This window comes from Sporosarcina koreensis, assembly GCF_042655825.1.
In the GTDB taxonomy this organism is placed as follows: Bacteria; Bacillota; Bacilli; order Bacillales_A; family Planococcaceae; genus Sporosarcina; species Sporosarcina koreensis.
Window position 1 is genome coordinate 475,992 of sequence record NZ_JBHSNP010000011.1, and the last position, 23,609, is coordinate 499,600.

Here is a 23,609-nt window from a genome sequence, read left to right on the forward strand (position 1 = left end):
TTCAATTAAAATAGGCCACCTGCCTTTGCAAGTGACCCCTTGTTGTGATTATCATCTTTTCACATATTGAACCCTATCGGTCGCCTGAAGTTCAGCCAACGTAGATGCACCAATCCCAAACATAGCCATACGAAGCTCCAATTCTTTCGTTTCCATGACTCTCATTACATCTTCGGGAGATTGTGTCGCTTCTTTCAGGATGAATCTTCCGAAACCGACAACATCGGCACCTAAAGCGATCGTTTTTGCGGCGTCCAGGCCAGTGGACATGCCGCCACTTGCAACAATCGATTGCTCGCCGATTTTTTCACGGACAGAAACGACACAATCCACTGTCGGAATGCCCCATACGCTGAATGTTTCGGCAGCGGCCTGTTTAACCGGATCCGTCGAACGGTATTTTTCCACTTGGCTCCAAGACGTTCCGCCTGCACCAGCTACGTCGATGAAAGACACACCAACACCCGTAAGCTTTTTAGCCGTCGCTCCATCGATTCCCCAACCGACTTCCTTGACGCCTACTGGCACTTCCAATACCTTAGTCAACTCTTCAATCTTTACTAATAGATCCTTGAAGTTCAAATCTCCATTTGGTTGAATGACTTCCTGGAGGCTGTTCAAGTGTAGCACCAACGCATTAGCATCTGTCATTTCGATGATCTGCCGGCATTGATCGACACCGAATCCGTAATTCAATTGAACAGCACCTAAATTGGCGATAATCGGAACCGATGGCGCATATTGTCTCACTTGGAATGAAGCCCGATGTTCTTCGCTTTCAATTAATGCGCGCATTGATCCTAAGGCTAATATCCAACCTTTTTCTTCTGCAGCGAGCGCCAAGTTCCGATTGATTGTTTCCGCGAAAGCCGCCCCGCCAGTCATGGAACTAATCATGAAAGGCGTTGGACGTACTTCGTCAATAAATTTACTTTCGATCGAGATTTCATTAAAGTCAATTTCAGGTAAAGCGTTATGAATGAAATGAATTCTTTCCAGTCCGGTTGTAATTTGGTTTCCTGTCACTTTTTCGTTGAGCGTGATTTCGATATGCTCCGCTTTCCGCTGATGGATCGAACCAGTCATTTACCAACATCCCTCTTCCCTAGCACGAAGATACGACCCGCGCTTTTTCTTGCCATTTTTAATTATAAGTTAACCAACTTAATATTTCAGCTATTTGTCATCATATCATGCGTGCAATGCATTTAAAATAAATCAGTAACTTGGCAACCATTTCCGAAGTATGTTAAATTGGAATCGGTTAAGTCAAAACGATTCTTCGGGGCAAGGTGAAATTCCTTACCGGCGGTGATCAAGCGCATAGCTTGTCAGTCCGTGACCCGTTCTTCCCTACGGAAGACGGTGGAGCTGGTGAAACTCCGGCACCGACAGTTACAGTCTGGATGGGAGAAGTTGTTCGTATTTGAAGGCCATGCCCAATTTATCCGCCCTTTCTCTAGAAAAGAAAGGGGGAATTCGATGGACCACGACGATTATATGAAGTTAGCCTTAGATCTTGCAAAGCTTGCAGATGGACAAACGTCACCGAATCCACTTGTCGGTGCTGTTTGTGTCAAAAACGGCCAAATCATAGGGACAGGCACGCATATGCAAGCGGGAACGCCTCATGCCGAAGTGCACGCCCTCAATATGGCCGGGTTGAATGCAGACGGCGCAGATCTATACGTCACGTTGGAACCATGTGCACATGTCGGTAAGACACCAGCATGCACGGAGGCCATCCTCTCAAGCGGCATTCGCCGCGTATTCATCGCGTCCAATGATCCGAATCCTGCCGTTAATGGCAAAGGGATTAGGCTTCTTAGGGATGCCGGAATTGAAGTGACCACCGATTTATGCAAAGAAGAGGCGGATTTTAGCAACCGGGCATTTTTTCATTTTATTCAACAACAAAAACCCTACGTCACATTGAAGGCAGCCGCCACTCTCGACGGCCGTCTTGCAACGCAAAATGGGAACAGCAAATGGATTACGTCTGAAAGTTCAAGACATGATGTCCATACCCTCCGCCATACCCATGATGCAATACTCGTAGGGGTGAATACCATTCTTCACGATAACCCTTTCCTCACCACCCGTTTGCCCCATGGTGGAAAGAACCCAATTCGAATTATTTTAGATAGGCATCTTAGGACGCCTGAAACAGCGAATGTCATACAGGACCAAGCTGCTGAGACAATCATCTTTACGCTGGAATCCGATGGGATGCGTGCTTTTTCCGATTTCCCATTGGTCCAAGTGGAATCGATCCCGCGACATGTCGATTTTTTAAATGAAGTCCTATCCAGGCTTGCCAATAGAGGCATCATGACACTGCTAGTGGAAGGCGGTAGCCAGGTCCATACTAGCTTCATTCAATCACGTCTTGCGAATGAACTGTATTTGTATATGGCACCGAAATTAGTCGGTAACGGCCCTTCCCTATTCATGGATCAGAGCCGTTCATCCATTGCTGAATCGGAATCGCTCCGTATTATCGATGTGAAGCAGTTTGGAGAAGATATCCGGCTTCATGCACTTTTCCCGATTGGAGGTGCAAGCTGATTGTTTACAGGCATTGTTGAAGAAATAGGAACCGTTCATACGATAAAAAAAGGTTCTACTTCGATGCAATTGACGATTAGATGCAGTCATGTGCTATCTGACGTAAAAAAAGGAGATAGCATTTCCGTCAATGGCGTCTGTCTTACCGTATCTGAGTTTTCGAAAACCGAATTCATCGCGGACGTCATGCCGGAAACGTTTAAAGCTACTACGCTTTTCACACTGAATCCCGGAAGTCATGTGAACTTGGAGCGTGCGATGGCCGCGAACGGCCGATTTGGAGGTCATTTTGTCACTGGCCATGTCGACTGCATCGGTGAAATTGTTGCAGTCCGCCCAATTGAAAATGCAGTCTATATGGACATCCAGATGGAACCAGAACTTCATTCGCATCTAGTTCCGAAAGGTTCCATAACGGTCGACGGCACCTCTTTGACCATATTCGGCATCTCGGAACAAGGGTTTACAATATCCCTTATTCCCGTAACGCAAGCCGATTCCGTTCTTGGACATAAGCGTGTTGGAGACTACGTCAATGTGGAATGCGACATCCTTGCGAAATATTTGGAGCGAATCTTCTCCAAGAAACAAACTACTGAACCGACCGGCGGGTTGACGATGGATGTACTTGCCAAAAGCGGATTTTTGGATTGAGAGGTGTTGGAAATGTTTAGTACGGTAGAAAAAGCGATCGAGGAATTGAAAAAAGGAAAAGCAATCATCGTTGTGGATGATGAAAGCCGTGAAAACGAAGGTGATTTCGTAGCGCTTGCTGACTTTGCAACGCCTGGGATGATCAATTTTATGGCTTCGGAAGGACGCGGCCTCATATGCATCCCGATTGAACAACAGCTGGCAGACCATCTGGATTTGGCGCCTATGACGAATAAGAACACCGATGCCCACGGGACTGCATTCACAGTCAGCATCGATCATGCATCTTGCCATACAGGTATTTCTGCATTTGAACGTTCGGAAACGATCATGAAAATGCTTCAAGCAGACGTGAAGCCTTCCGATTTCAGAAGACCTGGACATATTTTCCCGTTGGTGGCGAAAGACGGCGGTGTGTTGGAGCGCCCGGGTCATACCGAAGCAGCAATCGACCTTGCCCGTCTTGCAGGAGCAACTCCCGCGGGCGTCATTTGTGAAATCATGAATGGCGACGGAACGATGGCACGTGGTAAAGAACTCGTGGAAATTGCCAAGCGACATGAGCTTGTCATATTGACGATTGAACAATTGATTGCATATAGAAAGCGTAATGAAACACTCATTGAAAGGGTCGTCGATATTCACTTGCCTACTCAATATGGTGATTTTACCGCTATCACGTATATAGAAAAGTTGACCGGCCGGGAGCATATGGCTTTAGTGAAAGGCCAATTGAAGGATTTCGAATCCGCCGGTGGCCCCCTCGTCCGAATCCATTCGGAATGTCTGACGGGCGATGTTTTCGGTTCATGCCGCTGTGACTGTGGGCCGCAGCTCCACGCAGCACTTGCTAAAATCGAGGAGGCAGGGTCTGGCATTCTCGTCTATATGCGCCAGGAAGGCCGTGGAATCGGTCTCGTCAATAAAATGAAAGCATATAAGCTGCAGGAGCAAGGATATGACACTGTCGAGGCAAATGCTCAATTAGGGTTCGGGGATGATTTGCGGGAGTATTTCATAAGTGCGCAAATCCTATCTGATCTCGGGTGCAGCCATATTCAATTGTTGACAAACAACCCACGTAAAATCGAAGGTCTTTCAGAACATGGGATAACGATTGTGAACCGGATCCCTATCGAGTTGCCTGTCATAGATGGCAATCGGTTCTATATGGAGACGAAGAAGACGAAATTAGGACATCTATTGCATAACTGAGGAGGAAAAACAAATGAGTTTGACATATGAAGGACATTTAATCGGCACAGGACTTAAGATCGGCATCGTTGTATCCAGGTTCAATGAATTTATTACAGGGAAGCTTCTCGGTGGAGCTGAAGATGCATTGCGCCGCCACGGCGTTGACGCGAAAGACATCGAAATCGCTTGGGTCCCTGGTGCCTTCGAAATCCCGCTTATCGCGAAACGGATGGCGGCTTCAAAGAAATATGATGCTGTCATTACACTAGGAACTGTCATTCGCGGGTCTACTCCCCACTTTGACTACGTATGTAATGAAGTGGCGAAAGGTGTCGCCGCACTCAATATGACTGAAGATGTGCCAGTCATTTTTGGCGTACTGACGACCGATTCGATCGAACAAGCGGTTGAACGTGCAGGTACGAAGGCAGGCAATAAAGGATGGGATGCAGGTGTATCCGCCATCGAGATGGCCAACCTCGTGAAACAGTTTTAAGTAATGCAAAAAGCAAGTCCCGCAATTTGTCGGGACTTGCTTTTCTTTGTTCAGATACCCATTTTTCGGCTCGACTGTGTTACTTTCTTCGATTGTTGGCTCTTCATTTTCGGCGTTTGCTGAATTGGATTTCCTTTGGTTTTTGTTGACTGCGACTTATTCTTCTTCGCTTCAAGCTGCTGTTTCACTGCGTCTTTTAAACTGATTTTCGCTTTTTCCCCTGTTTGCTTGTTCGACTCCATTTCGTTATCTCCCTCCTGTTGCTATCGGTTAGTAAATTTTAGCATTCCCGATGAATAATTGTCCATATAGAATATACTCAAAATTGCCAACGTTAGCTTTCTATCTTCTTACCTTTATTCCGCAATAAAAGCCAAATGACGGTGAATATAATGAAAGCCACCGCTTCCAGCGACAAAATATACCAAGGGTAAGGACCTAAAAAATCAAGTAGGCTGCCATTTTGGGGCTTCATTCTAAGAAACATGTAATTCCCGTGAACGAGCCAGTTTATTGCAATAATGATAGGCAATAGCGCATTGATGATCAACATTGTTTTCACAACGCCTTTAAACGTAGGCTCATAGCCTTTCACCCACACAAAATAAAGTCCTGTTAAAATGATTCCTGTATGCGTATAGAAGAAATGGAAGAACCGGAAATGCGGGAAATTCATATCTAGAACAGGTGTTGCCAATGCTTGAAGGGCGCCGCCTATTCCCGCAAATATGACGAAGTCGATCAAGTGCCGATTCCCCGTCAAAAGGAGTACGATCGAGACAAACAGCGATATGCTGCATAATTCAAGGGGCAGTGCGTCGTCCAATCCCCAACGGCCTGTCGAAATGAGCCATATGTGATAAGTGATATCGATTGCCAATAAAGACAGTGCAAAAGCATGTTCCGCCTTTTTCAAACGGTGAACGTTCATTTGCAATCGTTGCCGTTGCCAAAATAAAAGAACAATGATAGACGCGATGAATAATAGAGCTGAAATATGCACAAAGGAAAACATGACGAACTGAGAATTCGTTCCATTGCCGACACCCACTGTCATTCCCCATTCCCGCATTTGATAATTACCCAAATTATAACATCGCCTATCAAGGATAAAAAGAATAGTTTGTTTAACCTTGTTGCGATACACACATACTTCCTATGAGCAATCAGAACGAAAGGGGAATAAAAGGATGGTCCAACAGAACGCCCAACAATTTTCGGCGATCGAGCGGGCTGCTTCACCCAACAAAAGAAACAAATTCGATTCTATCAACCGGTTCAATGTGACAGCCGAGCCGATGACGAGCTCCTCCCCTTGCATTTCCAACACATTGCACAACCGCGGCTCATAGTTAGCGATGATTTTGCCTGCCGCTTGCTTTGCATGGTAAGGATGGTCCGCTACAACGACAGCAATGGGTTCACCGTAATACCGGACTTTCTTAAAAGCGATTGATAAGGATACTCGAATAAATACACGTCCTTTTGAAGAGACTGTGCGTATTGAATGAACGATAGAGGTGATGAAGGATGGTGTCTATTCCGAACTTAGTAGATAAGCTCATTGAAAATGGAGAAGCTGCAGTTCTGGCAATCGTTATCCATGTAGAGGGATCTGCTTACCGGAAGGAAGGCGCATGGATGGTCTTTTTTGAGGATGGCAGCAGAATCGGATTGCTTAGCGGCGGCTGTCTTGAATATGATTTGCAGTGCAGGTCAAAAGAAATGTTTCATACGGGAGAAGTTATGATTTGCGATTTTGATTTGCGGGCGGAGGATGATTTGGGATGGGGTCGTGGCGCGGGATGCAACGGTATCGTAACTGTGATGCTTCGCGCTGTCGATGACGTCTTCAAAAAATCGCTGTTATTCCTGCAAGAACGACTTAAGCAGGGGCATCCAGTTCATTATCTTCAGTCACTCGAAAGCGATTTTGAATTCCGCCTACAGAGCGGTTTGGAACGACACGGGACATTGATGAAAACCTATTCAATGGATAAGATAAAGCCGTTTCAACATACTGCAGGCCGAGAATGGACGAATGATGAGAGTTTCTATCATCAGTGGATTTGGCCGGCGCCGTCTGTCTATCTATTCGGCGCGGGTGCTGACGCCCGTCCGTTCGCCGCATTGGCATCGTCCGTAGGATATGACGTCCATGTATGCGACTGGCGTGAGGCGAATTGCACGGCAGAGAATTTTCCGGCCGCTGCTTCTTTCCACGTCGGTCCAATCCAGGAATTGCTGGATCGGATTACGTTTACGGAACTTGATTCTGTCGTTATCATGACGCATGATTTCCAGGCCGATCGGCAAATCTTACTCACTTTACAAAAAGAAAAGCTATTATATGCCGGTTTGTTAGGGTCGGTGAAAAGAACAGAGCGCTTGCTCGGTCGGGACAAGCCTGAATGGCTCCATTCCCCTATTGGACTGTCAATCGGTGCCGATGGTCCTGAAGAGATTGCTGTGAGCGTCATTGCTGAAATGATCGCAACCCGGAAAAGGAGAGCCGTATGCCCATCATTGGCATCTATTTAGCGGCGGGAAAAAGCCGGAGGATGGGCCAAAATAAACTGGCTCTTCCTGTAGGCAAGATGGCGCTCGGAAGCTTGGCGCTCGACACCGCCGTCCAATCCAAGCTGGACGTTATATGCGTCGTAACAAATGCAGACGACGAACTGTCCTGGATGCCTGATCAGTTGAAGTCGCATGAGAAATGCAAAATTATCACTTGCCCCGATGCCGATGAAGGCCAGTCCGCCTCACTTCGCTGCGGTATTGAATATGCGGCGGAAAGCGGGGCTTCTGCTATCGTCGTCCTGTTGGCGGATCAGCCTTTCCTTACGATTCGTATGATCGATGAAATGGTGTCACGCTTGAAACTTCATCCCGACAGTAAATATATTGCCACTTCCTATAATGGAACGATGAAACCGCCAATCCTGTTTACACGGGAGCTCTTCCCGACCCTTCTGACAATTCGAGGGGACCAAGGCGCAAGGAATTTATTGCGAGGGGTTTTGAGCGATGAAGGCAAACAGCTTCCATGCGAGGATGCGAGACTCGTATTCGATGTGGATAATCCAGATGACTATGCATCATTGCTTTCTTTATTGGAATAAAAAATGCCCTGTGCTCTCAATAGAGCCGCAGGGCATTCCTATTTGGAATCTGGTTTTCTATTTTGTCAACAATCTTTCCGCGATCAATAAATAAAATATGATTTCCTAGTTTTTCGGCTTCTTCCCTATCATGCGTAACGATAATGAAAGGGATTTTCCATATGTCATGCAGGCGTAGAAGTTCATTTTGGCAATCGATTCGTGTCTGTTTATCCAATGCGGAAAGGGGCTCATCCAACAACAGGATGGAAGGCTCCGTTGCCAATGCACGTGCTAGAGCGACACGTTGTTTTTCGCCGCCGGATATTTCATGGGGGTATTTTGCCAAAAGCTTTTGGATGCCGAGAACTTGCAGCAGTGGATCGATTACAAGCGAGCTGTCCCCAGTTTTACGTTTCATGCCATATTGGATGTTCTTCCCTACTGTCATATGCGGGAACAACGCATAGTCCTGGAACAGCACCCCTACATTGCGATCCTGTACTTGCAAGTTGCTCGTTCCGCCATTGTAAAAATGCTTGTCCCCTAACTTGATTCGCCCTTCGTCAGGTTGGGCCAACCCTGCGATCATATTTAAAATCGTTGTTTTTCCGGAGCCAGACGGACCGAAAAGAACTAGAATTTCATCTCCCACGCTGAAATCGACATCCAAGTCATAATGGGATAAGCGTTTTTTAATGTTCACTTCAAGCATTCAATCACCTATTCCGACTTTGATCTGCATAGCGTCTCATATTCCGGCGGCTCCACCAGTTAAGCCACATGATCGTGCTGAAACCTAAGGCGACGATAATGACAACCCAAAACGTCGCTTTCTCCATTTGACCCGATTCAACCGCAAAGTAGATGGCCATTGGAATCGTATCTGTCTTTCCGGGAATGTAGCCGGCAATCATTAGGGTGGCGCCGAATTCGCCGAGTCCCCGTGCAAATGCAAGGACGAGCCCGGCTAACAAACCAGGCCATGCAAGCGGGAAAGCGATTGTCCAAAATACACGCCATTCGGAGGCACCAAATGTCCGGGCGGCATTTTCGAGTCTTTCGTCGAGACTGTCAAATGCCGCCGCTGCACTTTGATACATCAAAGGGAACGAGACAACAATGGAAGCGATCACCGCCCCAAGCCATGTGAAGACGATCTGGACACCGAACCAATCCATCAGCCATTTGCCGACCCAGCCATGTTTTCCAAAAGCGAGCAACAGCGCAAAGCCTACTACAGTAGGAGGCAAAACGAGAGGAAGCATGAAAACAGACTCAATTACCGTTTTGCCAAAAAAGTGCTTCCTGGAGAAGAGGCGTGCGAAAAAGACGCCTGATATAAATACGATTGCAGTCGAAATGGCAGCCACTTTTAAAGAAAGCAGTAAAGGTGAATAATCAATGTCTGTCATACCGTCCCCTTCTTTCATCCCTTACTTGAATCCGTACTTCTGAAGAATCGCCTTTCCCTCTTCGCTCGCCAGGAATTCAAGGAATTTCTGTGCTTCGTCATGATGATTGGAGTTTTTCACGACGGCGCCCGGATAAACGATCGGTGTATGCCAAGATGGACTTGCCTCCGCCACAACAACCACTTTATCCGATATGAATGCATCTGTCGAATACACGATGCCATACTCCGCATTTCCCATTTCAACATGGGTCAACACTTGTCTGACGTCCGATCCCATGACAAGCTTGTCTTTCAATGGCATCCATAAATCCAGATGCTCCAAGACTTCCTTCGCATATCTACCTGCAGGGACAGCATCCGGTTCACCGATAGTAATATGATCGAACGGCAACGAATAAAGTTGTTCGAATGAGTCAACAGGGTCGTTAACAGCCTTGTTTGCAATGAGAACAATGGAGTTTCCAGTGAAATCCACAATTGAAGACTTAACAACGAGTCCTTTCTCATTCATTTTATCCATATCCTCTTCGCTTGCCGATAAAAAAATATCGGCAGGAGCCCCTTGATCAATTTGCGTAGCCAGCTTCCTTGAACTTCCGAAGTTCAAAGTGACGGAAACATGGTCATTCTTCGTTTCGTACACCTTTTTCATTTCAGTCAACGCATCAGTTAAACTGGCAGCAGCCGAAATTGACAACTCAGTCCTTCCTGCATGTTCATTTGTTTTTTTGTCGCAACCAAAAGGAATCGCTAACATAACGAATAGAAGCATCCATTGCACAAACTTTTTCAATCTGACTCTCCTTTCAACCGGATAATACTATCTATATTTATATATAGCATAATATATCTAAATATATCTACATTTAACTAAAGATAACTAAATATAACTTCATACTATTATTTATCATTCGTTATATCTGAATATATTGCAATTATTTTCATTATAAGCGAAAATGATAGTAGCAATATGTAGGAGGGATACTCATGACGAATCATCAGGCAGCTTCATATACGACCGAAGAAATAGCGGATCACCTGAAAGTCTCCAAACTGACGGTCTATGATTTGATTAAGAAGGGAGACCTCCGTGCATACCGCGTCGGAAGACAAATGCGTATCGACGCAGAGGATCTGGAAGCGTATAAAGATAAAACGAAAAGCGGCGGGGTCATCGAAAAACAGACTACAGCACCTTCACTTAAACCCGAAACACCAATCTACAGAACCGAATCCCCCGCTCCCCCAAGGCAATACCAGGCCGTCCCGCTGCAGCAACTCATCATAAGCGGACAGGACATCAGCCTGGATCTGCTTGCAAACGCGATCGGGAGAACCGGCGCTGTTCACAATCCACTCCGTTCATACACCGGCAGTCTCAACAGTCTGCTCGCCATGTATAAAGGAGAAGCAGACATCGTGAGCACGCATCTGTTCGATGGAGACACTGGAACGTATAATCTTCCATATATCAACCGAATCCTTTCGGGCCGTGAATACATTGTCGTCAATTTATTGTCAAGGTCAGCAGGCTTGTTCGTCCAAAAAAACAATCCGAAGAACATCCGGACATGGAAAGATTTCGCCGATCCGTCCATCAAAATGGTCAATCGGGAAATCGGATCAGGGGCTCGAATACTACTCGATGAGAAATTGAAGCTTGAAGGAATCGTCCCACGACATATCGACGGATATCAGTCAGAGGAAATGAATCACATCGCTGTTGCGAGCAAAGTGGCATCCGGTATTGCGGACGTCGGAGTCGGCATCGAGAAGGCTGCGGCAATGGTCGGCGTCGATTTCATCCCTTTGATCCTTGAGCGCTACGACCTTGTCATGTTTAAAACTGCGGAGAATGAATTATTGCGTGAAGCGATCAGATCCATCTTACGCTCGCCTGAATTTCAAAATGAAATCGGCGCATTAGGAGGATATGACCTTTCATTGACAGGAACTATCATGTTCGAAACGGAATAGGAAAAGGGCACCGTGAAATAAAATAGGTGCCTTTTTCGTTTTTCGTTATTTATCATTGGTTTACATAATAATATTATTGAACCAAAAAATTGAACGTCCGGATTCGAACGTTCATTTCTATCACTTATTACTTTCTTCATAATGCATTGTCTGATCAGGTTCGTAATGATTGTACCTGACTTTCACCAATTTAAATAAATGCGTGAAGACCACTTTCAGCAGAGCATATCCGGGTATCCCGAGGACGACTCCGGCGACGCCGAATAAAGATCCAGCAGTCAATAGGACGAAAATGATTGTAATCGGATGGATCTTCAATGACTTCCCCATTATTTGCGGAGAAATGAATTTTCCGTCGATCAGCTGCACGATAGTCCAGACTGCGGCCAGTTTCACGAGCATGAAAGGTGAAGTGACGATGGCGATGATGACGGCAGGCGTTATTGCAATGAGCGGTCCCAAATACGGTACCACACTTGTGAACATAGCTAGCGCACCAAGTAGCAAGGCGTATTTCATCCCGATGATGAAGAAGCCGATTGATACCATGATCCCTATGCTAATGGCGACAAGGATTTGCCCTTGTATATAGGCGCTGATTTGATGATCGGCATCCTTTAAAATCACTTCAGCATCATCCCGCAGGCGTGGCGGCAACATTTTTTTTATCATCTGAGGAAGCTTTTCTCCATCTTTCAATAAATAAAAGAGGATGAAAGGCACAGTGACAATCGCCAAAATAAAACCAGTTAAAGCAGAAATAAAGGACGTAATACCGGAAGCGATCCCGCCGATGGTATCTGTTATCAATTGCCCGATATTCCCTTTTCCACTATCTAGAAGACTATTGATGTTAATATCCATTTCCTTATAATAGGTTGAAAAAATTGAAGTTCGTAAAAAAGTGTCTACATTGATAAGCATTTGATTGAAATACGTCGGAAACTCTTCAACCAAGTTCGCAAACTGGACTTTCAAAAATGGAAAAACGAGAAAGACCAATAAGGTTATCATGCCGATAAGACCCATGAAAATGATGAAAATCCCCCATACTCTCGGTATTTTCAACCGTTCCAAAAAACGTAGAATGGGCCGAAGCAAATAGTATGCGATCGTTGCTAGTACAATCGGCAGCACGACTGTCGAAAAGAATACTTTTATTGGATAAAACACGAAAGCCACTTTATTGAACACTAAAATGATAAGTCCTATCAACAGAATGGAAAGGAGCACGAACATTGTAGCCCGTCCCCCTAGGAAACGTATGATCCACGGTGTTCCATCATTTACTTCTTTCTTACGCTCCGTCGATTGTATACCTTCGCTGTCCATAGTGGATACCTCACCTTCCCTTACTGTAGATCCAAATCAAGAAAAGCTGCAAGCGCCTCTTTATTTTTTTCCACATCCAGCTCGATGACTGATCCGGCATGGGAATAAGAATTGAATCGATAGGTGCCCTCAACGGGAATTGTCATCGTTTCAAGATTTGATTTGCCTTTCATCAGAAGAGTAAAAGCCTTCGTAATTTCGTCCTTCGATGTCAAATCTGTCTTGATGAAGCCAGATAAGGCACCGGACAATTTCGGTACATGAAGGAGCATCCCAGGTCTTACCGCCTCATCTTTAACCGCAGAAATGACTTCCTGTTGTCTTGCCACCCTACCGAAATCACCTTCCGCATCGGCACGGAATCGAGCATAGCCTAATAACTCTTTTCCATTCAAGCGTTGTTCGCCCGGCATAAGCGTGACGCCGATCTTTTCGGACATCTCTTTTTTAACATCGATTTTGATTCCTTCAGGAAACGCAATATCGATGATCGACTCGAAATTATCAAAATCAACAATTGCATAATGATGAATCGGGATGCCAAACATGCCGGTGATTGTGTCTTTAACTGTCTGTACACCATTTAAATAATATGCAGTATTAAGTTTATATGATTTATATCCAGGAATATCAGCGTAGATATCCCTCATGAAAGAAACAAGGCGGATTGAACCTTCCTGCTTATTCCAGGAAAGGACCATCATCGTGTCAGTCCGTGACCTTCCGCTTCCGTCGTCGTCAATGCCCAATAGGAGAAAATTTTCGACAGACGGATTTTGGGGATCGATTACGTCTCCTTGGAATGGGCCAGGGTCGATTATATTCCCTTTCGCCAACGCCTTCCCTTCTTTATATTGAAAGTATGAATAGAGGCCTGCCACGATGAAACCGATGAAGAGGATCGTGAAGAACAACCTGCCGATCCGTAATTTTCTTCTCCTTCTTCTTCTTGGCACCGGGCCTTCGTACTGATCTTCGTTCAAATTCGATTCCTCCAGATAATAAAGTCGCTTATAGGACGTTTGTTCAATATCATTGGTTGCGTATGTATATCAATAGTATATCATGTCAGTGATCCAAAATAATGTCCTATGCTATGGTCAATTACCTATGCCCTCATACATACTTTGCATAGTTTATATTGAAGGTGGTGGTATAGATGGGACGTGAATACGGGGTCGGATATGGATATGGCTCTGCCTTTGCTTTGATTGTTGTGCTTTTCATCCTGTTGATCATAGTAGGTGCAAGCTTTATTTATTAATTCATAAAACATTAAGCACAACCACTCATTGGCACTTCGGAGAAAGGCTGCCTACGGTATTTGGATGTCCCGTAGGCAGCCTTTCTTTCGTATGCTACAATTTAGATAATGAATTGAGAGGGGTTGTACTTAATGGCAAATGGAAAATTTGAAAAAGCGGCGTTTGCAGGCGGCTGCTTTTGGTGCATGGTAAAGCCTTTTAAAGAATGGGAAGGTATTGAGGATGTCGTGTCTGGATATATGGGTGGACATGTTGTTAATCCTACATATGAAGACGTGAAAAAAGGGGATTCCGGACATTTGGAAGTTGTGGAAATCACGTTTGATCCTGCCCTCTTTACATATGAGAAACTGCTTGAGCTGTACTGGCAGCAAATCGATCCGACAGATGCGGGCGGACAGTTCCATGACCGTGGCCACTCGTATACGACAGCTATCTTTTATTACAATGAAAACCAAAAGAACGCTGCGGAGCATTCGAAAGAGGAACTTGCCAATAGCGGAAAGTTTTCAAAACCGATTGTGACAGATATTCGTCCAGCGGAGACATTTTACTGGGCAGAAGAATATCACCAGGACTATTATGAAAAAGAGCAAGCCCATTATGAAAAGGACCGCGCCAAATCAGGGCGGGATGAATTTATTAAAGAGCATTGGAAATGAATTCAAAAAGAAAAAACAGGCGAAGGGAGTCATACCGATTCCTTTCGCCTGTTATTTATGCTCGATTCACTTGCTGCTCCCGTTCACCGATCAAAAATGTCAGTATAAACATAGAAACGAACAGTCCCGCAAGTATCATTAACGTATTATGATGATTACCGGTCCAATCGTAAATGATAGCAATTAGCAACGGCAAAAAACCTGCGATTAAATAGCCGCCCGTCTGCATCATTGCAGTCCATGTATTTGTGTCTTCTGCAGTTTCTGTCGCATCCAGCGGAAATAATAATGCAATCGGAAATAAGCCTGCAAGTGGGATGGCCATGAAAAACGCACTAACCCACATTAATGTGCTGATTCCGGTGCCTAAAAGGACAATTGCAATCATTCCCATCGTTAGAAACAGAAAAAGCCAAAATTTCCTTTTTGGAAAACGTTCATAAAGAAGAGGAAATATGAGATTCAAAACAATCTGGATGGTCATCATCAGACTCAAAAGCATACTCGCCTGAACTAGAGACATCCCTGCGTCCGTCACTACCGGAACGATCCATGTAATAATGCAAAAGAAACTGGATGCCTGAAAACCAAAAAAGAGCAGGTGCAGCCAAGCTTTTTTCTTACGCCAAGGAGATACCGTCCCGGTTTTCCCGTATTCCCTCTTCTCTTTTTCTTGCTGATGGACACGAATCGTTCCCTTTGTTGATAGTTTCCAAAACAAAATACCGACAATCGTCAATACTGCCCAAATTCCTAGGGAAAACGGGTATGACCCGGTGGATTCGTAAATTATCGCAGTAAGCCCCGCTCCAATCGAGGAACCGACGCCCATTCCGAATGAATAGACACCGATGACACTCGTTGACCTTTCTGGAAAGCTTTGTTTAATCATCGCAGAAAGAAGCGGTCCCATGACAGCTATCGCAATCCCGATAATCACCGCAGAAACAATCAAAGAAGTGTAATTGGAATACACTCCCCTTAGCATTGTCATGACACCAATTAGAAAAAGCATGAGATACATGGAGCGATTCAACCCCAGTCTCCTATTTAAAACGGGTGCCAGTGAAGCGAACAGACCCATACAGAATACGGGCAATGCCGTCAACAGGCTCACTTGCGCATTAGTCAATGAAAGATCATCCCTGATAATATCAAGCATCGGTCCGATTGACGTTATAGCCGGCCTCATATTGACGGATACGATAAAAATAGTGATCAGCAGTAAAATGACGCTATGATTCAAAGTACGTTGTGACATTAACAAACTCCTTTTAAAAGATCTTGAGAACTTGTGTTCCTTCCCTCTTTCAACTACAATAGTTTTGAAAGGATAGATGATCATGAAACTCCTTCATTGGGAATATACAAGGAAGTATCAAGTGAAATGTATATTTGATGAGTTCCCCCACACGGTTTTCATTTTCCGCAAAGTGAAAGATTATTATTTTCTTTTTTCCATGTCCGGGTTGGATAAGCATGCTGTTCCGACGAAAAAAGATTATGTTCGCATGGAATATTTATTGAATAAAGAGCTATGCTTACTGGACGCCTACCGGCAACGGAGCGTTTTCAAATGTTGATCCCCTAGATGGGGATTTTTTTGTGGAAATGAATCGTAGACAATATGCCAAAATCCGTTGAAGAAAATCTTCCATAACAATCATACACGAGATGAGCATAAAATGTATGAAAAGCGGATCGAACCCGTACCACTGTATGAAGAATCCATGCTATAATAGGAGCATTGTGAATTTAGGAGGATTTTTTATGATAGCAGTCAGTAATGTAAGTCTTCAATTCGGTGACCGCAAACTGTTTGAAGATGTGAATATACAGTTCAACCCAGGTCATTGTTATGGATTGATCGGAGCAAATGGCGCCGGTAAATCGACATTCCTTAAAATTTTGTCCGGTGAGCTGGAACCTCAAACAGGCAACGTCATCATGAACAAGGATGAGCGTTTAGCAGTGCTCAAGCAGAACCACTTCGAATATGAAGAAAACGAAGTGCTTGATACGGTCATCAGAGGACATCAACGTCTTTACGATATCATGACCGAGAAAAATGCAATTTACATGAAAGAGGATTTCTCCGATGAGGATGGAATGCGCGCGGCGGAACTCGAAGGCGAATTCGCCGAATTGAATGGATGGGAAGCGGAGTCGGAAGCCGCCATTCTTCTTCAAGGATTGGGCATCCCGGAAAGCCTTCACCACGTTAAAATGTCCGAACTGAGCGGATCGGAAAAAGTGAAGGTTCTCCTTGCGCAAGCGCTATTCGGAAAACCGGATGTCTTGCTGCTCGATGAGCCTACCAACCACTTGGACTTGAAAGCGATCCAATGGCTCGAAGAATTCCTTATTGATTTCGAGAATACCGTCATCGTTGTATCGCATGACCGTCACTTCTTGAATAAAGTATGTACACAAATTGCCGATCTTGATTTCTCTAAAATTCAACTTTACCCAGGCAACTACGATTTCTGGTATGAGTCCAGCCAATTGGCATTAAAGATGGCACAAGATCAAAACAAGAAAAAAGAAGAAAAGATCAAAGAATTGCAAGCCTTCGTCGCACGCTTCAGCGCGAACGCTTCCAAATCGAAACAAGCGACTTCCCGTAAAAAGGCGCTTGAAAAAATCGAATTGGATGATATCAAACCTTCATCACGCAGATATCCATTCGTCAACTTCCAAATTGGACGCGAAATCGGAAATGACGTCCTTAGCGTAAAAGATCTGAATTATACGCAAGACGGCAAAGTGATGTTGAAAGATGTTACGTTCACGATGAATAAAGAAGATAAAATCATCCTATTGGGCAACCCTTTAGCTAAAACTGCCCTTTTGCAAATACTTGCAGAAGAAACACAGCCGGAATCCGGAACATTCAAATGGGGCGTCACGACTTCCCGTTCCTACTTCCCTCTTGATAACAGTGAGTATTTTAACGGGTCTGAAACGTCATTGGTGGAATGGCTCCGTCAATATTCACCTGAAGATCAGACTGAAACGTTTTTACGCGGATTCCTTGGCCGTATGCTGTTCTCTGGCGAGGAAGTTAAAAAGAAACCATCTGTGTTATCAGGTGGAGAAAAAGTCCGTTGCATGCTTTCCAAAATGATGTTGACGAATGCCAACGTCCTTTTGCTTGATGAGCCAATGAACCACTTGGACTTAGAATCGATTCAAGCATTGAATAATGGCTTGATCGCTTTCAAAGGCGCTATGCTTTTCACATCCCATGACCAGCAATTCATTCAGACAGTCGCAAACCGAATCATTGAAATTCGTGAAGATGGTACGATTTTCGACAAAATGATGCAGTATGATGAATATTTAGAGTGGAAAGACCAGCAAGCAGTTTCAAACTAATCACAGAACCGTTTTCCTTTCATGGAGAACGGTTTTTTAGTTTCGAAAAACCAATATCGGTTATGCAAATAAAAAAAGGATATTCACCATGTAATCGGCAATACTACCGGAAAGGAGTGTGTATGAGATGAAAGGGAAATCCATATTGTTGAATGTCTTGCTAATCGTATTGATTGCTTCGGGCTGTACGAACAAAACAACGAGCATGAACAATTCAGGAAATAGCGGAGAAACGACAAATCCAACCGATCAAAAAGGAAATGCCCAAAACTCGAATGCAAAGCCGAATCAAAACGACCAGTCATTACTTGACTACTTCCTACCGGCAGGATCAACAGCACGGTTTAAAGGGGAAGGAAATGAATTTGCAAAGCTGGATATTGATTTTGCCCATCCTTATAAGGATTATGTAATTCTTCATGAAAATAATGGCGGCGCTGTCATTAGGCGCATTTACAAAATCGAGAAAGAGCAGATTTTGAAAATTGAAGAACAACCAGTGGATTTGAAACAGGAGTTCCCTTCACGACAAGATCTCGAAGCGATGGAGCCAATCGGCATTTACTTGAAAAAGCCTTTTGAAGTCGGTACGACGTTCGACGAATGGAAAATCGTTGAAACGGATGTGACTGTTGAAACACCATATGAGACATTCGATCATGCTTTTGTCATTGAATATAAAGGCGAGGATTTCGTCAACCGTAAATATTTTGTTGAAGGCTTCGGAGAAGTGAAGCGAGAATCGATCATGAAAACAGTGGATAAAGACGAGGATTTCATTGTCACATCAACATTAGAGTCTGTCACAAAGCCGAAATAAGGCTCCCACCAATTAGTTGTTTAAAAAAGAGGCACCCATAAAGGCGCCTCTTTTGTCTGACGAATTATAGTTTAACTACGTTAGCAGCTTGAAGACCACGATTGCCTTCTACAACTTCGAACTCGACTTGTTGACCTTCGTCCAAAGTTTTAAATCCGTCTCCCTGGATTGCGGAGAAGTGTACGAATACGTCGTCTTCCCCTTCAACTTCGATAAATCCGAAGCCTTTTTCAGAGTTGAACCATTTTACAGTACCTTGTTTCATCTGTGACTACCTCCAAATAATTTACTTACTAATACATGAAAAAAATTCACATATTACAAAAAGCACCGACAACGCCGATCACCTTTTGTAATACGTGAATCCGTCTGCTTCGGTAAAACGATTTATATTACTGCTACTATACCATACCCAATGCAATTGTCAATATAACAATATCAAATATTCGAATTATTTATCAACGTAATGGAAGATGGTTTTCCGTCTGCCAAGGAAATGATGCCATGAAATATTTGAAGATCTTCATCACAGCCCTCACAGAATATTCGTTCGGCATCCGACCAGTAGGCAAAAAAACAATCCTTCCTCTCTTCCTTATATTTATATTTTGCCCCAAATTCCTTTTTTAAATCAGATAAGTACTCCATGGCTTCTTCTGCAGATTCAAAGGACTTTCTGGATCGGATCATTTTCTCCCAGTCTTCAAACATCCACCACGGCTCATAATCCGCTCTCATATAGATAACTTCATATATCATTTTCCGTTCCTCCCATCTGAAAAGCGGTGAGTGGCTTCATTTTAACAAATCCAGAGAAACTATCCAAGTAAATGAATTCAACTATCCATTACAATGTATTTCAACCGGAAATCAGGTATAATTGAACTAAGGGGATGAAACTTTTGATTGTTTCAAACGTAGTAAAGAATAGAGTAAATAAGGAGGCCTGTAGACGATGCAAGAAGTTAAGCAGTTTTTCCAAAGGCACTTAATCGCGGCGCCAATCAGCTTCGGCTCTTGGTTGACGATGATTCTTGCTGCAGGCATGAATCCATTCGCCGCAACCGGCCTGATGATTGCAATCTATTTAGGTGGCAATTTCACCATTAAACAAATACAACTTTCGTCGAATGTCAAAGAGCTTGGCATGTCTAGATCGGAATATAAACATATTAAAACGCAAATCAACGAAGCCAAATCTAAAATAAAGCAATTGAACGGGTTGTACGGCCAAGTGCGTTCCGTTCAGGCATTCAAACAAGTATATGAGATGAATAACTTGGCAAAGAGAATTCTTACCATTGTACGAAAAAACCCGAAAAAATTCTATCATGTCGAAAGATTTTTCTATTCCCATCTCGATTCAGCTGTGGAGTTGACTTCTAAATATGCAATTTTGGTTAATCAACCGTTGAAAGATCAAGAAATCAGGGTTGCCCTCCAACATACAAGGGAAACACTTACCGAAGTGAACAAGCAGTTGGAGCAAGATTTAAGGGGTGCCCTAGCAACTGATATTGAACAGTTGCAGCTCGAGCTGGACTATGTGGATGTTACGATGAAAAAGAATAAACCGCTGCTTGAGATGAAAGGAGAAATGCATAATGACGGAAAATAACATGACAAATTCAGAGGTGAAAACAATGGATGACCTTTTGGACAATCCATTTAACATGAATGAACCTCTTTTGCCGAAAGAAATGCAGACAGAGCAAACTAAAGGCCAGGTAGCTGTGAAATTGATGGACCGTCTATCGCCTGAAGAGCAGGAAAAGGCGAAACAACTGGCTGAACAAATTCCCGTAGGCAATTATGAAGCAATTATCACCTATGGCGCAAATGCACAAAACGAATTATCCCGCTTCTCCCATAAAATGCTGGATCACGTACAAAGCAAAGATATCGGTCCTGTCGGAGATGTGTTAAGCGATTTGATGGGTAAGTTATCGGAAATCGATCCCGAGGATCTATCCGAAAAGAAAAAATCCGGATTGAGCCGTCTTTTCAGTCGCGCGACAAGATCCATCCAAGAAATGATGACAAAATATCAAAAGCTAAGCACGCAGATTGATCGCATCGGCGTCCAATTGGAGCATTCCAAACGAGGATTGCTAGAGGATGTCCAAATGCTTGATAACTTATATGAACAGAACAAGACATACTTCCAAGCGTTGAATGTATATATCGCAGCGGCTGAATTGAAACGGGACGAAATTGCAAACGTCATTATCCCGGAAATGCAAAGGAAAGCTGAACTATCCAATGATCAAATGGCATTCCAAGAAGTGAATGATATGGGGCAATTCCTGGATCGTTTGGAAAAACGGCTGTATGATCTCCAGCTTTCTAGACAAATCACAATCCAAAGCGCTCCGCAAATTAGGATGATCCAGCAAACGAACCAGACGCTTGCCGAGAAGATCCAATCGTCCATCATGACTTCCATTCCGTTATGGAAGAACCAGATCGCTATAGCGCTAACTTTGAACAGACAGCGAAAAGCCGTTGAATCCCAACGTCTCGTGACGAAAACAACGAATGACCTTCTTTTAAAGAACTCTGAAATGTTGAAAGTGAATTCAATTGAAACTGCGAAAGAAAATGAACGCGGAATCATCGAGATCGACACATTGAAGAAAACGCAGGAAAACCTAATTCAAACTATCGAAGAAACGTTAGTCATTCAAGCGGATGGCCGAGCAAAGCGAAAAGCTGCGGAAGTGGAAATTGCTCGTATGGAAGAAGAATTGAAACAACGTCTTCTTGCCGTCCACGAAAAAACACAATCCCCGAATCGACCACTCTAACATTCAAAAAACCGCCCTTTGGCGGTTTTTTATTTTTATCCTACTACAATCGTCAGTAATTTCCTTAAGATCCTTAGGGTTTGATCGGTAAATTGTTCTACAGATTGTGATGATGCCGATTTATTCCCAAACATCATCGAAAAAAGCGCTCGCTGATCTTCTGTCGGCTCTTCTGATGATAAAAATAAATGGATGACTGAGACGCCCTTCTTCTCTGCCTCTAACACAGCTTCTCTCGTATCCAGAATCCCATTCCGATCATACCCAAAGGCCGACGGTTCACCATCCGAAAAAACTAGGAGGAATTTATGCTTTTCAGTTCTGACCAATAACCGACGCGTCATCCATCTAATTGCAAACCCATCCCGATTATCCTCATTCGTCTCAAATGAAAGAATCGTCAATCCATCATCTTTCTGCCGATCTTCAAATGTATGCATTAAACCAAACATATTTGGCTGGATATCTTTCGACGCATAATTGGCATCTTCGAAATACGAAGATATTTCATGTTGGACAGAAAGTTTCCTTAACACATCATGGAACAGCAATACAGCCTTCTTCGTCTCATCCAACTTATCCATCATCGATGCCGATCCATCGACAAGCAAACCGAAAACTGCATCAAGCTTTTCCGAAGGGATGTTTTTCCGATAAAACGGGCGAGGACGTTCATCGACAAGCAATGTTGTTAAATTCGTCGATAAGCGGCCTTTCATTAACCGGTTTCTTCTCGCATCCTCTTTCAACTCGATACGTTTTTTCATTTCCTCTACAAATGACCGGACATGCGGTTTTTGCTTCTCGCGCCAATTCAACAACTTATCCATATTCGTATCATCGCGGACCGCTTCAATCGCCTGCTCCTCGTAAACGACATTGACATGTTCCTTGCCGAAATCATGCCCGGCTGTTTTCCGATTTGATTTCTTACCGGGAAGGGTCCGTTCTTCATCCGACCACTTGCTGCTTACATTCCCCTCGGATTGCCCCTTACCCGTCTCTTGGATTTCAGCATTCTCATTGCCTTCGGTTGAACTGCTGCCATCTCCCCTGCCTGCCCTGCCATGCTCGAGTTCATATTCCAGATGAACGCCTGATTCGCTTTCACTTTCACGATGCCATGTGCGGAAGATTTCCTCAACCGTTTCCTTTGGCTCCTCTTCCCCTTTTTCTGCATCTGACATCCCTTCATGATAATGAAACACTGTTGTTTTCTCCGAAATGGCATCTCCAACTGCATAATACTGGTGAACAAGATCATTTTCGATCAACTCTTCCACCATGAATACGATACGCTCGGCAAGAAGGGCCATTTCCGAAGTAGTTTTCGCATCCGTCGCATACCCTGCAATCATCATTATCTGGCTGATCGGCAAATTCCATTCGATAGTATGGGTGTCGGTCAACAGTCCTTCGTGCAAAGTGATGAACAATTGATTCAATAACGCATCAGCAATGAATGCCTTATTGGAATTTGACAGGAGACGGTCCCGATGAAAGCTGAGCAGAAGTTGCCGACGTATCAAAAATGCTTTGGACGTTCCTGGCCGTTCCTTTTCAACAGCATCCATCAGCCTGAATTCCTCCAACATGAGCAATAGTTCTTCAGCAAACTTCTGTAAAGGATGGCTTTCATACCTTGACCTGAATCGAAGCCAATCCGATACCGAAAAATGCTTCCAGAACCCTGCTGTCAATAAATACACGTCTGATAATCTGCCGGCATGTATGAACTCTTGGGAACGATGCCTCCAAAACACACTAATCGAAACAATGCCTTCTTTTGGCTGGAATTCGAACAGTTTACGTTCTGTTAATTCCAGGTAATCCGCATCTGCAAGGGCCCTGCCTAGACGTTCGTAAAGTAAAAGTAAATTAGCATCGATCGTTTCATCATTGAATTGAATGAACCGGTTTAATTTGACCATC

At 44.0% G+C, this 23,609-nt stretch carries 27 protein-coding genes, 1 pseudogene and 1 riboswitch; of the genes and pseudogenes, 15 read left to right on the top strand and 13 right to left on the bottom strand.

Going from position 1 to position 23,609, the window contains the following annotated elements; genetic code table 11:
- Positions 1-51: 51 nt before the first annotated feature.
- A complete protein-coding gene (gene fni, locus ACFPTP_RS08985) occupies positions 52-1,086 on the bottom strand; it encodes a type 2 isopentenyl-diphosphate Delta-isomerase (RefSeq protein WP_381443735.1) in 1,035 nt (344 codons plus the stop codon).
- Positions 1,087-1,274: 188 nt separating this feature from the next.
- Positions 1,275-1,422, top strand: a riboswitch (FMN riboswitch).
- A gap of 60 nt (positions 1,423-1,482) precedes the next feature.
- Here fni and ribD point away from each other — a divergent pair.
- Genes ribD through ribH form a run of 4 tightly spaced genes read left to right on the top strand, consistent with a single transcriptional unit; the run spans position 1,483 to position 4,915 of the window.
- Positions 1,483-2,568 (top strand): bifunctional diaminohydroxyphosphoribosylaminopyrimidine deaminase/5-amino-6-(5-phosphoribosylamino)uracil reductase RibD, encoded by a 1,086-nt coding sequence (gene ribD / locus ACFPTP_RS08990; RefSeq protein WP_381443736.1) that lies wholly within the window; start codon positions 1,483-1,485, stop codon positions 2,566-2,568.
- A complete protein-coding gene (gene ribE, locus ACFPTP_RS08995; protein WP_381443738.1) occupies positions 2,569-3,222 on the top strand; it encodes a riboflavin synthase in 654 nt (217 codons plus the stop codon).
- Positions 3,223-3,234: 12 nt separating this feature from the next.
- Positions 3,235-4,437, top strand: coding sequence for a bifunctional 3,4-dihydroxy-2-butanone-4-phosphate synthase/GTP cyclohydrolase II (locus ACFPTP_RS09000; protein ID WP_381443739.1), 1,203 nt, complete (start codon positions 3,235-3,237; stop codon positions 4,435-4,437).
- Positions 4,438-4,450: 13 nt separating this feature from the next.
- Positions 4,451-4,915 (top strand): 6,7-dimethyl-8-ribityllumazine synthase, encoded by a 465-nt coding sequence (gene ribH / locus ACFPTP_RS09005; RefSeq protein ID WP_381443741.1) that lies wholly within the window; start codon positions 4,451-4,453, stop codon positions 4,913-4,915.
- Between the two features lie 50 nt (positions 4,916-4,965).
- Here ribH and ACFPTP_RS09010 read toward each other — a convergent pair whose 3' ends face one another.
- A complete protein-coding gene (locus ACFPTP_RS09010; protein ID WP_381443742.1) occupies positions 4,966-5,157 on the bottom strand; it encodes a hypothetical protein in 192 nt (63 codons plus the stop codon).
- Positions 5,158-5,249: 92 nt separating this feature from the next.
- Positions 5,250-6,002 carry a YwaF family protein gene (locus tag ACFPTP_RS09015; protein WP_381443743.1) on the bottom strand — a complete coding sequence of 251 codons (753 nt, stop codon included), beginning with the start codon at positions 6,000-6,002 and terminating at the stop codon, positions 5,250-5,252.
- A gap of 103 nt (positions 6,003-6,105) precedes the next feature.
- Here ACFPTP_RS09015 and ACFPTP_RS09020 point away from each other — a divergent pair, with 103 nt between their 5' ends.
- Positions 6,106-6,267 (top strand): hypothetical protein, encoded by a 162-nt coding sequence (locus ACFPTP_RS09020; RefSeq protein WP_381443745.1) that lies wholly within the window; start codon positions 6,106-6,108, stop codon positions 6,265-6,267.
- 41 nt (positions 6,268-6,308) lie between these two features.
- Here ACFPTP_RS09020 and ACFPTP_RS09025 read toward each other — a convergent pair.
- A pseudogene (locus tag ACFPTP_RS09025) lies at positions 6,309-6,440 on the bottom strand (hypothetical protein); the annotation flags it as partial.
- Positions 6,441-6,448: 8 nt separating this feature from the next.
- On the opposite strand from ACFPTP_RS09025, the gene ACFPTP_RS09030 reads away from it, so the two are divergent.
- Both ACFPTP_RS09030 and ACFPTP_RS09035 read left to right on the top strand, forming a co-directional pair.
- A complete protein-coding gene (locus ACFPTP_RS09030; RefSeq protein WP_381443746.1) occupies positions 6,449-7,456 on the top strand; it encodes an XdhC family protein in 1,008 nt (335 codons plus the stop codon).
- Positions 7,432-8,040 carry an NTP transferase domain-containing protein gene (locus ACFPTP_RS09035; RefSeq protein ID WP_381443748.1) on the top strand — a complete coding sequence of 203 codons (609 nt, stop codon included), beginning with the start codon at positions 7,432-7,434 and terminating at the stop codon, positions 8,038-8,040. The genes ACFPTP_RS09030 and ACFPTP_RS09035 overlap by 25 nt, the downstream gene beginning before the upstream one ends.
- Positions 8,041-8,056: 16 nt before the next feature.
- Here the strand turns inward: ACFPTP_RS09035 and ACFPTP_RS09040 are convergent, their stop codons facing one another.
- Genes ACFPTP_RS09040 through modA form a run of 3 tightly spaced genes read right to left on the bottom strand, consistent with a single transcriptional unit; the run spans position 8,057 to position 10,229 of the window.
- Positions 8,057-8,734, bottom strand: a complete 678-nt coding sequence (locus ACFPTP_RS09040) for an ATP-binding cassette domain-containing protein (RefSeq protein WP_381443750.1) — start codon at positions 8,732-8,734, stop codon at positions 8,057-8,059.
- Positions 8,735-8,738: 4 nt separating this feature from the next.
- Positions 8,739-9,434 (bottom strand): molybdate ABC transporter permease subunit, encoded by a 696-nt coding sequence (gene modB, locus ACFPTP_RS09045; protein ID WP_381443752.1) that lies wholly within the window; start codon positions 9,432-9,434, stop codon positions 8,739-8,741.
- A 21-nt stretch (positions 9,435-9,455) separates the two neighbouring features.
- On the bottom strand, positions 9,456-10,229 hold the full coding sequence (modA, locus tag ACFPTP_RS09050; RefSeq protein WP_381443754.1) for a molybdate ABC transporter substrate-binding protein: 774 nt from the start codon (positions 10,227-10,229) through the stop codon (positions 9,456-9,458).
- 194 nt (positions 10,230-10,423) lie between these two features.
- Between modA and ACFPTP_RS09055 the strand changes: the two genes are divergently transcribed.
- A complete protein-coding gene (locus ACFPTP_RS09055; protein WP_381443755.1) occupies positions 10,424-11,413 on the top strand; it encodes a substrate-binding domain-containing protein in 990 nt (329 codons plus the stop codon).
- Between the two features lie 120 nt (positions 11,414-11,533).
- On the opposite strand, the gene ACFPTP_RS09060 is transcribed toward ACFPTP_RS09055, so the two are convergent.
- Both ACFPTP_RS09060 and ACFPTP_RS09065 read right to left on the bottom strand, forming a co-directional pair.
- A complete protein-coding gene (locus ACFPTP_RS09060; protein WP_381443756.1) occupies positions 11,534-12,745 on the bottom strand; it encodes an AI-2E family transporter in 1,212 nt (403 codons plus the stop codon).
- A 20-nt stretch (positions 12,746-12,765) separates the two neighbouring features.
- Positions 12,766-13,728: an LCP family protein gene (locus tag ACFPTP_RS09065; RefSeq protein ID WP_381443758.1), complete on the bottom strand. Its 963-nt coding sequence runs from the start codon at positions 13,726-13,728 to the stop codon at positions 12,766-12,768.
- Positions 13,729-13,904: 176 nt separating this feature from the next.
- Between ACFPTP_RS09065 and ACFPTP_RS09070 the strand changes: the two genes are divergently transcribed.
- Positions 13,905-14,009 carry a YjcZ family sporulation protein gene (locus tag ACFPTP_RS09070; RefSeq protein WP_381443759.1) on the top strand — a complete coding sequence of 35 codons (105 nt, stop codon included), beginning with the start codon at positions 13,905-13,907 and terminating at the stop codon, positions 14,007-14,009.
- Between the two features lie 132 nt (positions 14,010-14,141).
- A complete protein-coding gene (gene msrA, locus ACFPTP_RS09075; protein ID WP_381443761.1) occupies positions 14,142-14,672 on the top strand; it encodes a peptide-methionine (S)-S-oxide reductase MsrA in 531 nt (176 codons plus the stop codon).
- Positions 14,673-14,727: 55 nt separating this feature from the next.
- On the opposite strand, the gene ACFPTP_RS09080 is transcribed toward msrA, so the two are convergent.
- Complete coding sequence (locus ACFPTP_RS09080; protein ID WP_381443762.1) at positions 14,728-15,933, bottom strand: MFS transporter; 1,206 nt, start codon at positions 15,931-15,933, stop codon at positions 14,728-14,730.
- Positions 15,934-16,054: 121 nt separating this feature from the next.
- On the opposite strand from ACFPTP_RS09080, the gene ACFPTP_RS09085 reads away from it, so the two are divergent.
- The 3 genes from ACFPTP_RS09085 (at position 16,055) to ACFPTP_RS09095 (ending at position 18,870) form a co-directional block, all read left to right on the top strand.
- Positions 16,055-16,255, top strand: coding sequence for a hypothetical protein (locus tag ACFPTP_RS09085; protein WP_381443764.1), 201 nt, complete (start codon positions 16,055-16,057; stop codon positions 16,253-16,255).
- A gap of 187 nt (positions 16,256-16,442) precedes the next feature.
- Positions 16,443-18,050 (top strand): ABC-F family ATP-binding cassette domain-containing protein, encoded by a 1,608-nt coding sequence (locus ACFPTP_RS09090; protein WP_381443765.1) that lies wholly within the window; start codon positions 16,443-16,445, stop codon positions 18,048-18,050.
- Between the two features lie 127 nt (positions 18,051-18,177).
- The gene (locus ACFPTP_RS09095; RefSeq protein WP_381443766.1) at positions 18,178-18,870 is read left to right on the top strand and encodes a hypothetical protein; all 693 of its coding nucleotides are present in this window, start codon (positions 18,178-18,180) and stop codon (positions 18,868-18,870) included.
- A 64-nt stretch (positions 18,871-18,934) separates the two neighbouring features.
- Here the strand turns inward: ACFPTP_RS09095 and ACFPTP_RS09100 are convergent, their stop codons facing one another.
- Positions 18,935-19,135, bottom strand: coding sequence for a cold-shock protein (locus tag ACFPTP_RS09100; RefSeq protein ID WP_060210432.1), 201 nt, complete (start codon positions 19,133-19,135; stop codon positions 18,935-18,937).
- Positions 19,136-19,308: 173 nt separating this feature from the next.
- Positions 19,309-19,629, bottom strand: coding sequence for a DUF1033 family protein (locus ACFPTP_RS09105; RefSeq protein WP_381443768.1), 321 nt, complete (start codon positions 19,627-19,629; stop codon positions 19,309-19,311).
- Between the two features lie 196 nt (positions 19,630-19,825).
- Here ACFPTP_RS09105 and ACFPTP_RS09110 point away from each other — a divergent pair, with 196 nt between their 5' ends.
- A complete protein-coding gene (locus ACFPTP_RS09110; protein ID WP_381443769.1) occupies positions 19,826-20,488 on the top strand; it encodes a 5-bromo-4-chloroindolyl phosphate hydrolysis family protein in 663 nt (220 codons plus the stop codon).
- Positions 20,475-21,677, top strand: coding sequence for a toxic anion resistance protein (locus ACFPTP_RS09115; protein WP_381443771.1), 1,203 nt, complete (start codon positions 20,475-20,477; stop codon positions 21,675-21,677). The genes ACFPTP_RS09110 and ACFPTP_RS09115 overlap by 14 nt, the downstream gene beginning before the upstream one ends.
- Positions 21,678-21,712: 35 nt before the next feature.
- Here the strand turns inward: ACFPTP_RS09115 and ACFPTP_RS09120 are convergent, their stop codons facing one another.
- Entirely contained in the window at positions 21,713-23,608 is a 1,896-nt protein-coding gene (locus tag ACFPTP_RS09120) for a vWA domain-containing protein (protein ID WP_381443772.1), read from the bottom strand.
- Position 23,609 lies beyond the last annotated feature (1 nt).

Bases quoted from the DNA above. Each gene is read 5' to 3' on its own strand.
- fni (WP_381443735.1), bottom strand. From the start codon at position 1,086: ATGACTGGTTCGATCCATCAGCGGAAAGCGGAGCATATCGAAATCACG.
- ribD (WP_381443736.1), top strand. From the start codon at position 1,483: ATGGACCACGACGATTATATGAAGTTAGCCTTAGATCTTGCAAAGCTT.
- ACFPTP_RS09000 (WP_381443739.1), top strand. From the start codon at position 3,235: ATGTTTAGTACGGTAGAAAAAGCGATCGAGGAATTGAAAAAAGGAAAA.
- ribH (WP_381443741.1), top strand. From the start codon at position 4,451: ATGAGTTTGACATATGAAGGACATTTAATCGGCACAGGACTTAAGATC.
- ACFPTP_RS09010 (WP_381443742.1), bottom strand. From the start codon at position 5,157: ATGGAGTCGAACAAGCAAACAGGGGAAAAAGCGAAAATCAGTTTAAAA.
- ACFPTP_RS09020 (WP_381443745.1), top strand. From the start codon at position 6,106: ATGGTCCAACAGAACGCCCAACAATTTTCGGCGATCGAGCGGGCTGCT.
- ACFPTP_RS09035 (WP_381443748.1), top strand. From the start codon at position 7,432: ATGCCCATCATTGGCATCTATTTAGCGGCGGGAAAAAGCCGGAGGATG.
- ACFPTP_RS09040 (WP_381443750.1), bottom strand. From the start codon at position 8,734: ATGCTTGAAGTGAACATTAAAAAACGCTTATCCCATTATGACTTGGAT.
- modB (WP_381443752.1), bottom strand. From the start codon at position 9,434: ATGACAGACATTGATTATTCACCTTTACTGCTTTCTTTAAAAGTGGCT.
- ACFPTP_RS09055 (WP_381443755.1), top strand. From the start codon at position 10,424: ATGACGAATCATCAGGCAGCTTCATATACGACCGAAGAAATAGCGGAT.
- ACFPTP_RS09060 (WP_381443756.1), bottom strand. From the start codon at position 12,745: ATGGACAGCGAAGGTATACAATCGACGGAGCGTAAGAAAGAAGTAAAT.
- ACFPTP_RS09070 (WP_381443759.1), top strand. From the start codon at position 13,905: ATGGGACGTGAATACGGGGTCGGATATGGATATGGCTCTGCCTTTGCT.
- msrA (WP_381443761.1), top strand. From the start codon at position 14,142: ATGGCAAATGGAAAATTTGAAAAAGCGGCGTTTGCAGGCGGCTGCTTT.
- ACFPTP_RS09080 (WP_381443762.1), bottom strand. From the start codon at position 15,933: ATGTCACAACGTACTTTGAATCATAGCGTCATTTTACTGCTGATCACT.
- ACFPTP_RS09090 (WP_381443765.1), top strand. From the start codon at position 16,443: ATGATAGCAGTCAGTAATGTAAGTCTTCAATTCGGTGACCGCAAACTG.
- ACFPTP_RS09095 (WP_381443766.1), top strand. From the start codon at position 18,178: ATGAAAGGGAAATCCATATTGTTGAATGTCTTGCTAATCGTATTGATT.
- ACFPTP_RS09100 (WP_060210432.1), bottom strand. From the start codon at position 19,135: ATGAAACAAGGTACTGTAAAATGGTTCAACTCTGAAAAAGGCTTCGGA.
- ACFPTP_RS09105 (WP_381443768.1), bottom strand. From the start codon at position 19,629: ATGATATATGAAGTTATCTATATGAGAGCGGATTATGAGCCGTGGTGG.
- ACFPTP_RS09110 (WP_381443769.1), top strand. From the start codon at position 19,826: ATGCAAGAAGTTAAGCAGTTTTTCCAAAGGCACTTAATCGCGGCGCCA.
- ACFPTP_RS09115 (WP_381443771.1), top strand. From the start codon at position 20,475: ATGACGGAAAATAACATGACAAATTCAGAGGTGAAAACAATGGATGAC.
- ACFPTP_RS09120 (WP_381443772.1), bottom strand. From the start codon at position 23,608: ATGGTCAAATTAAACCGGTTCATTCAATTCAATGATGAAACGATCGAT.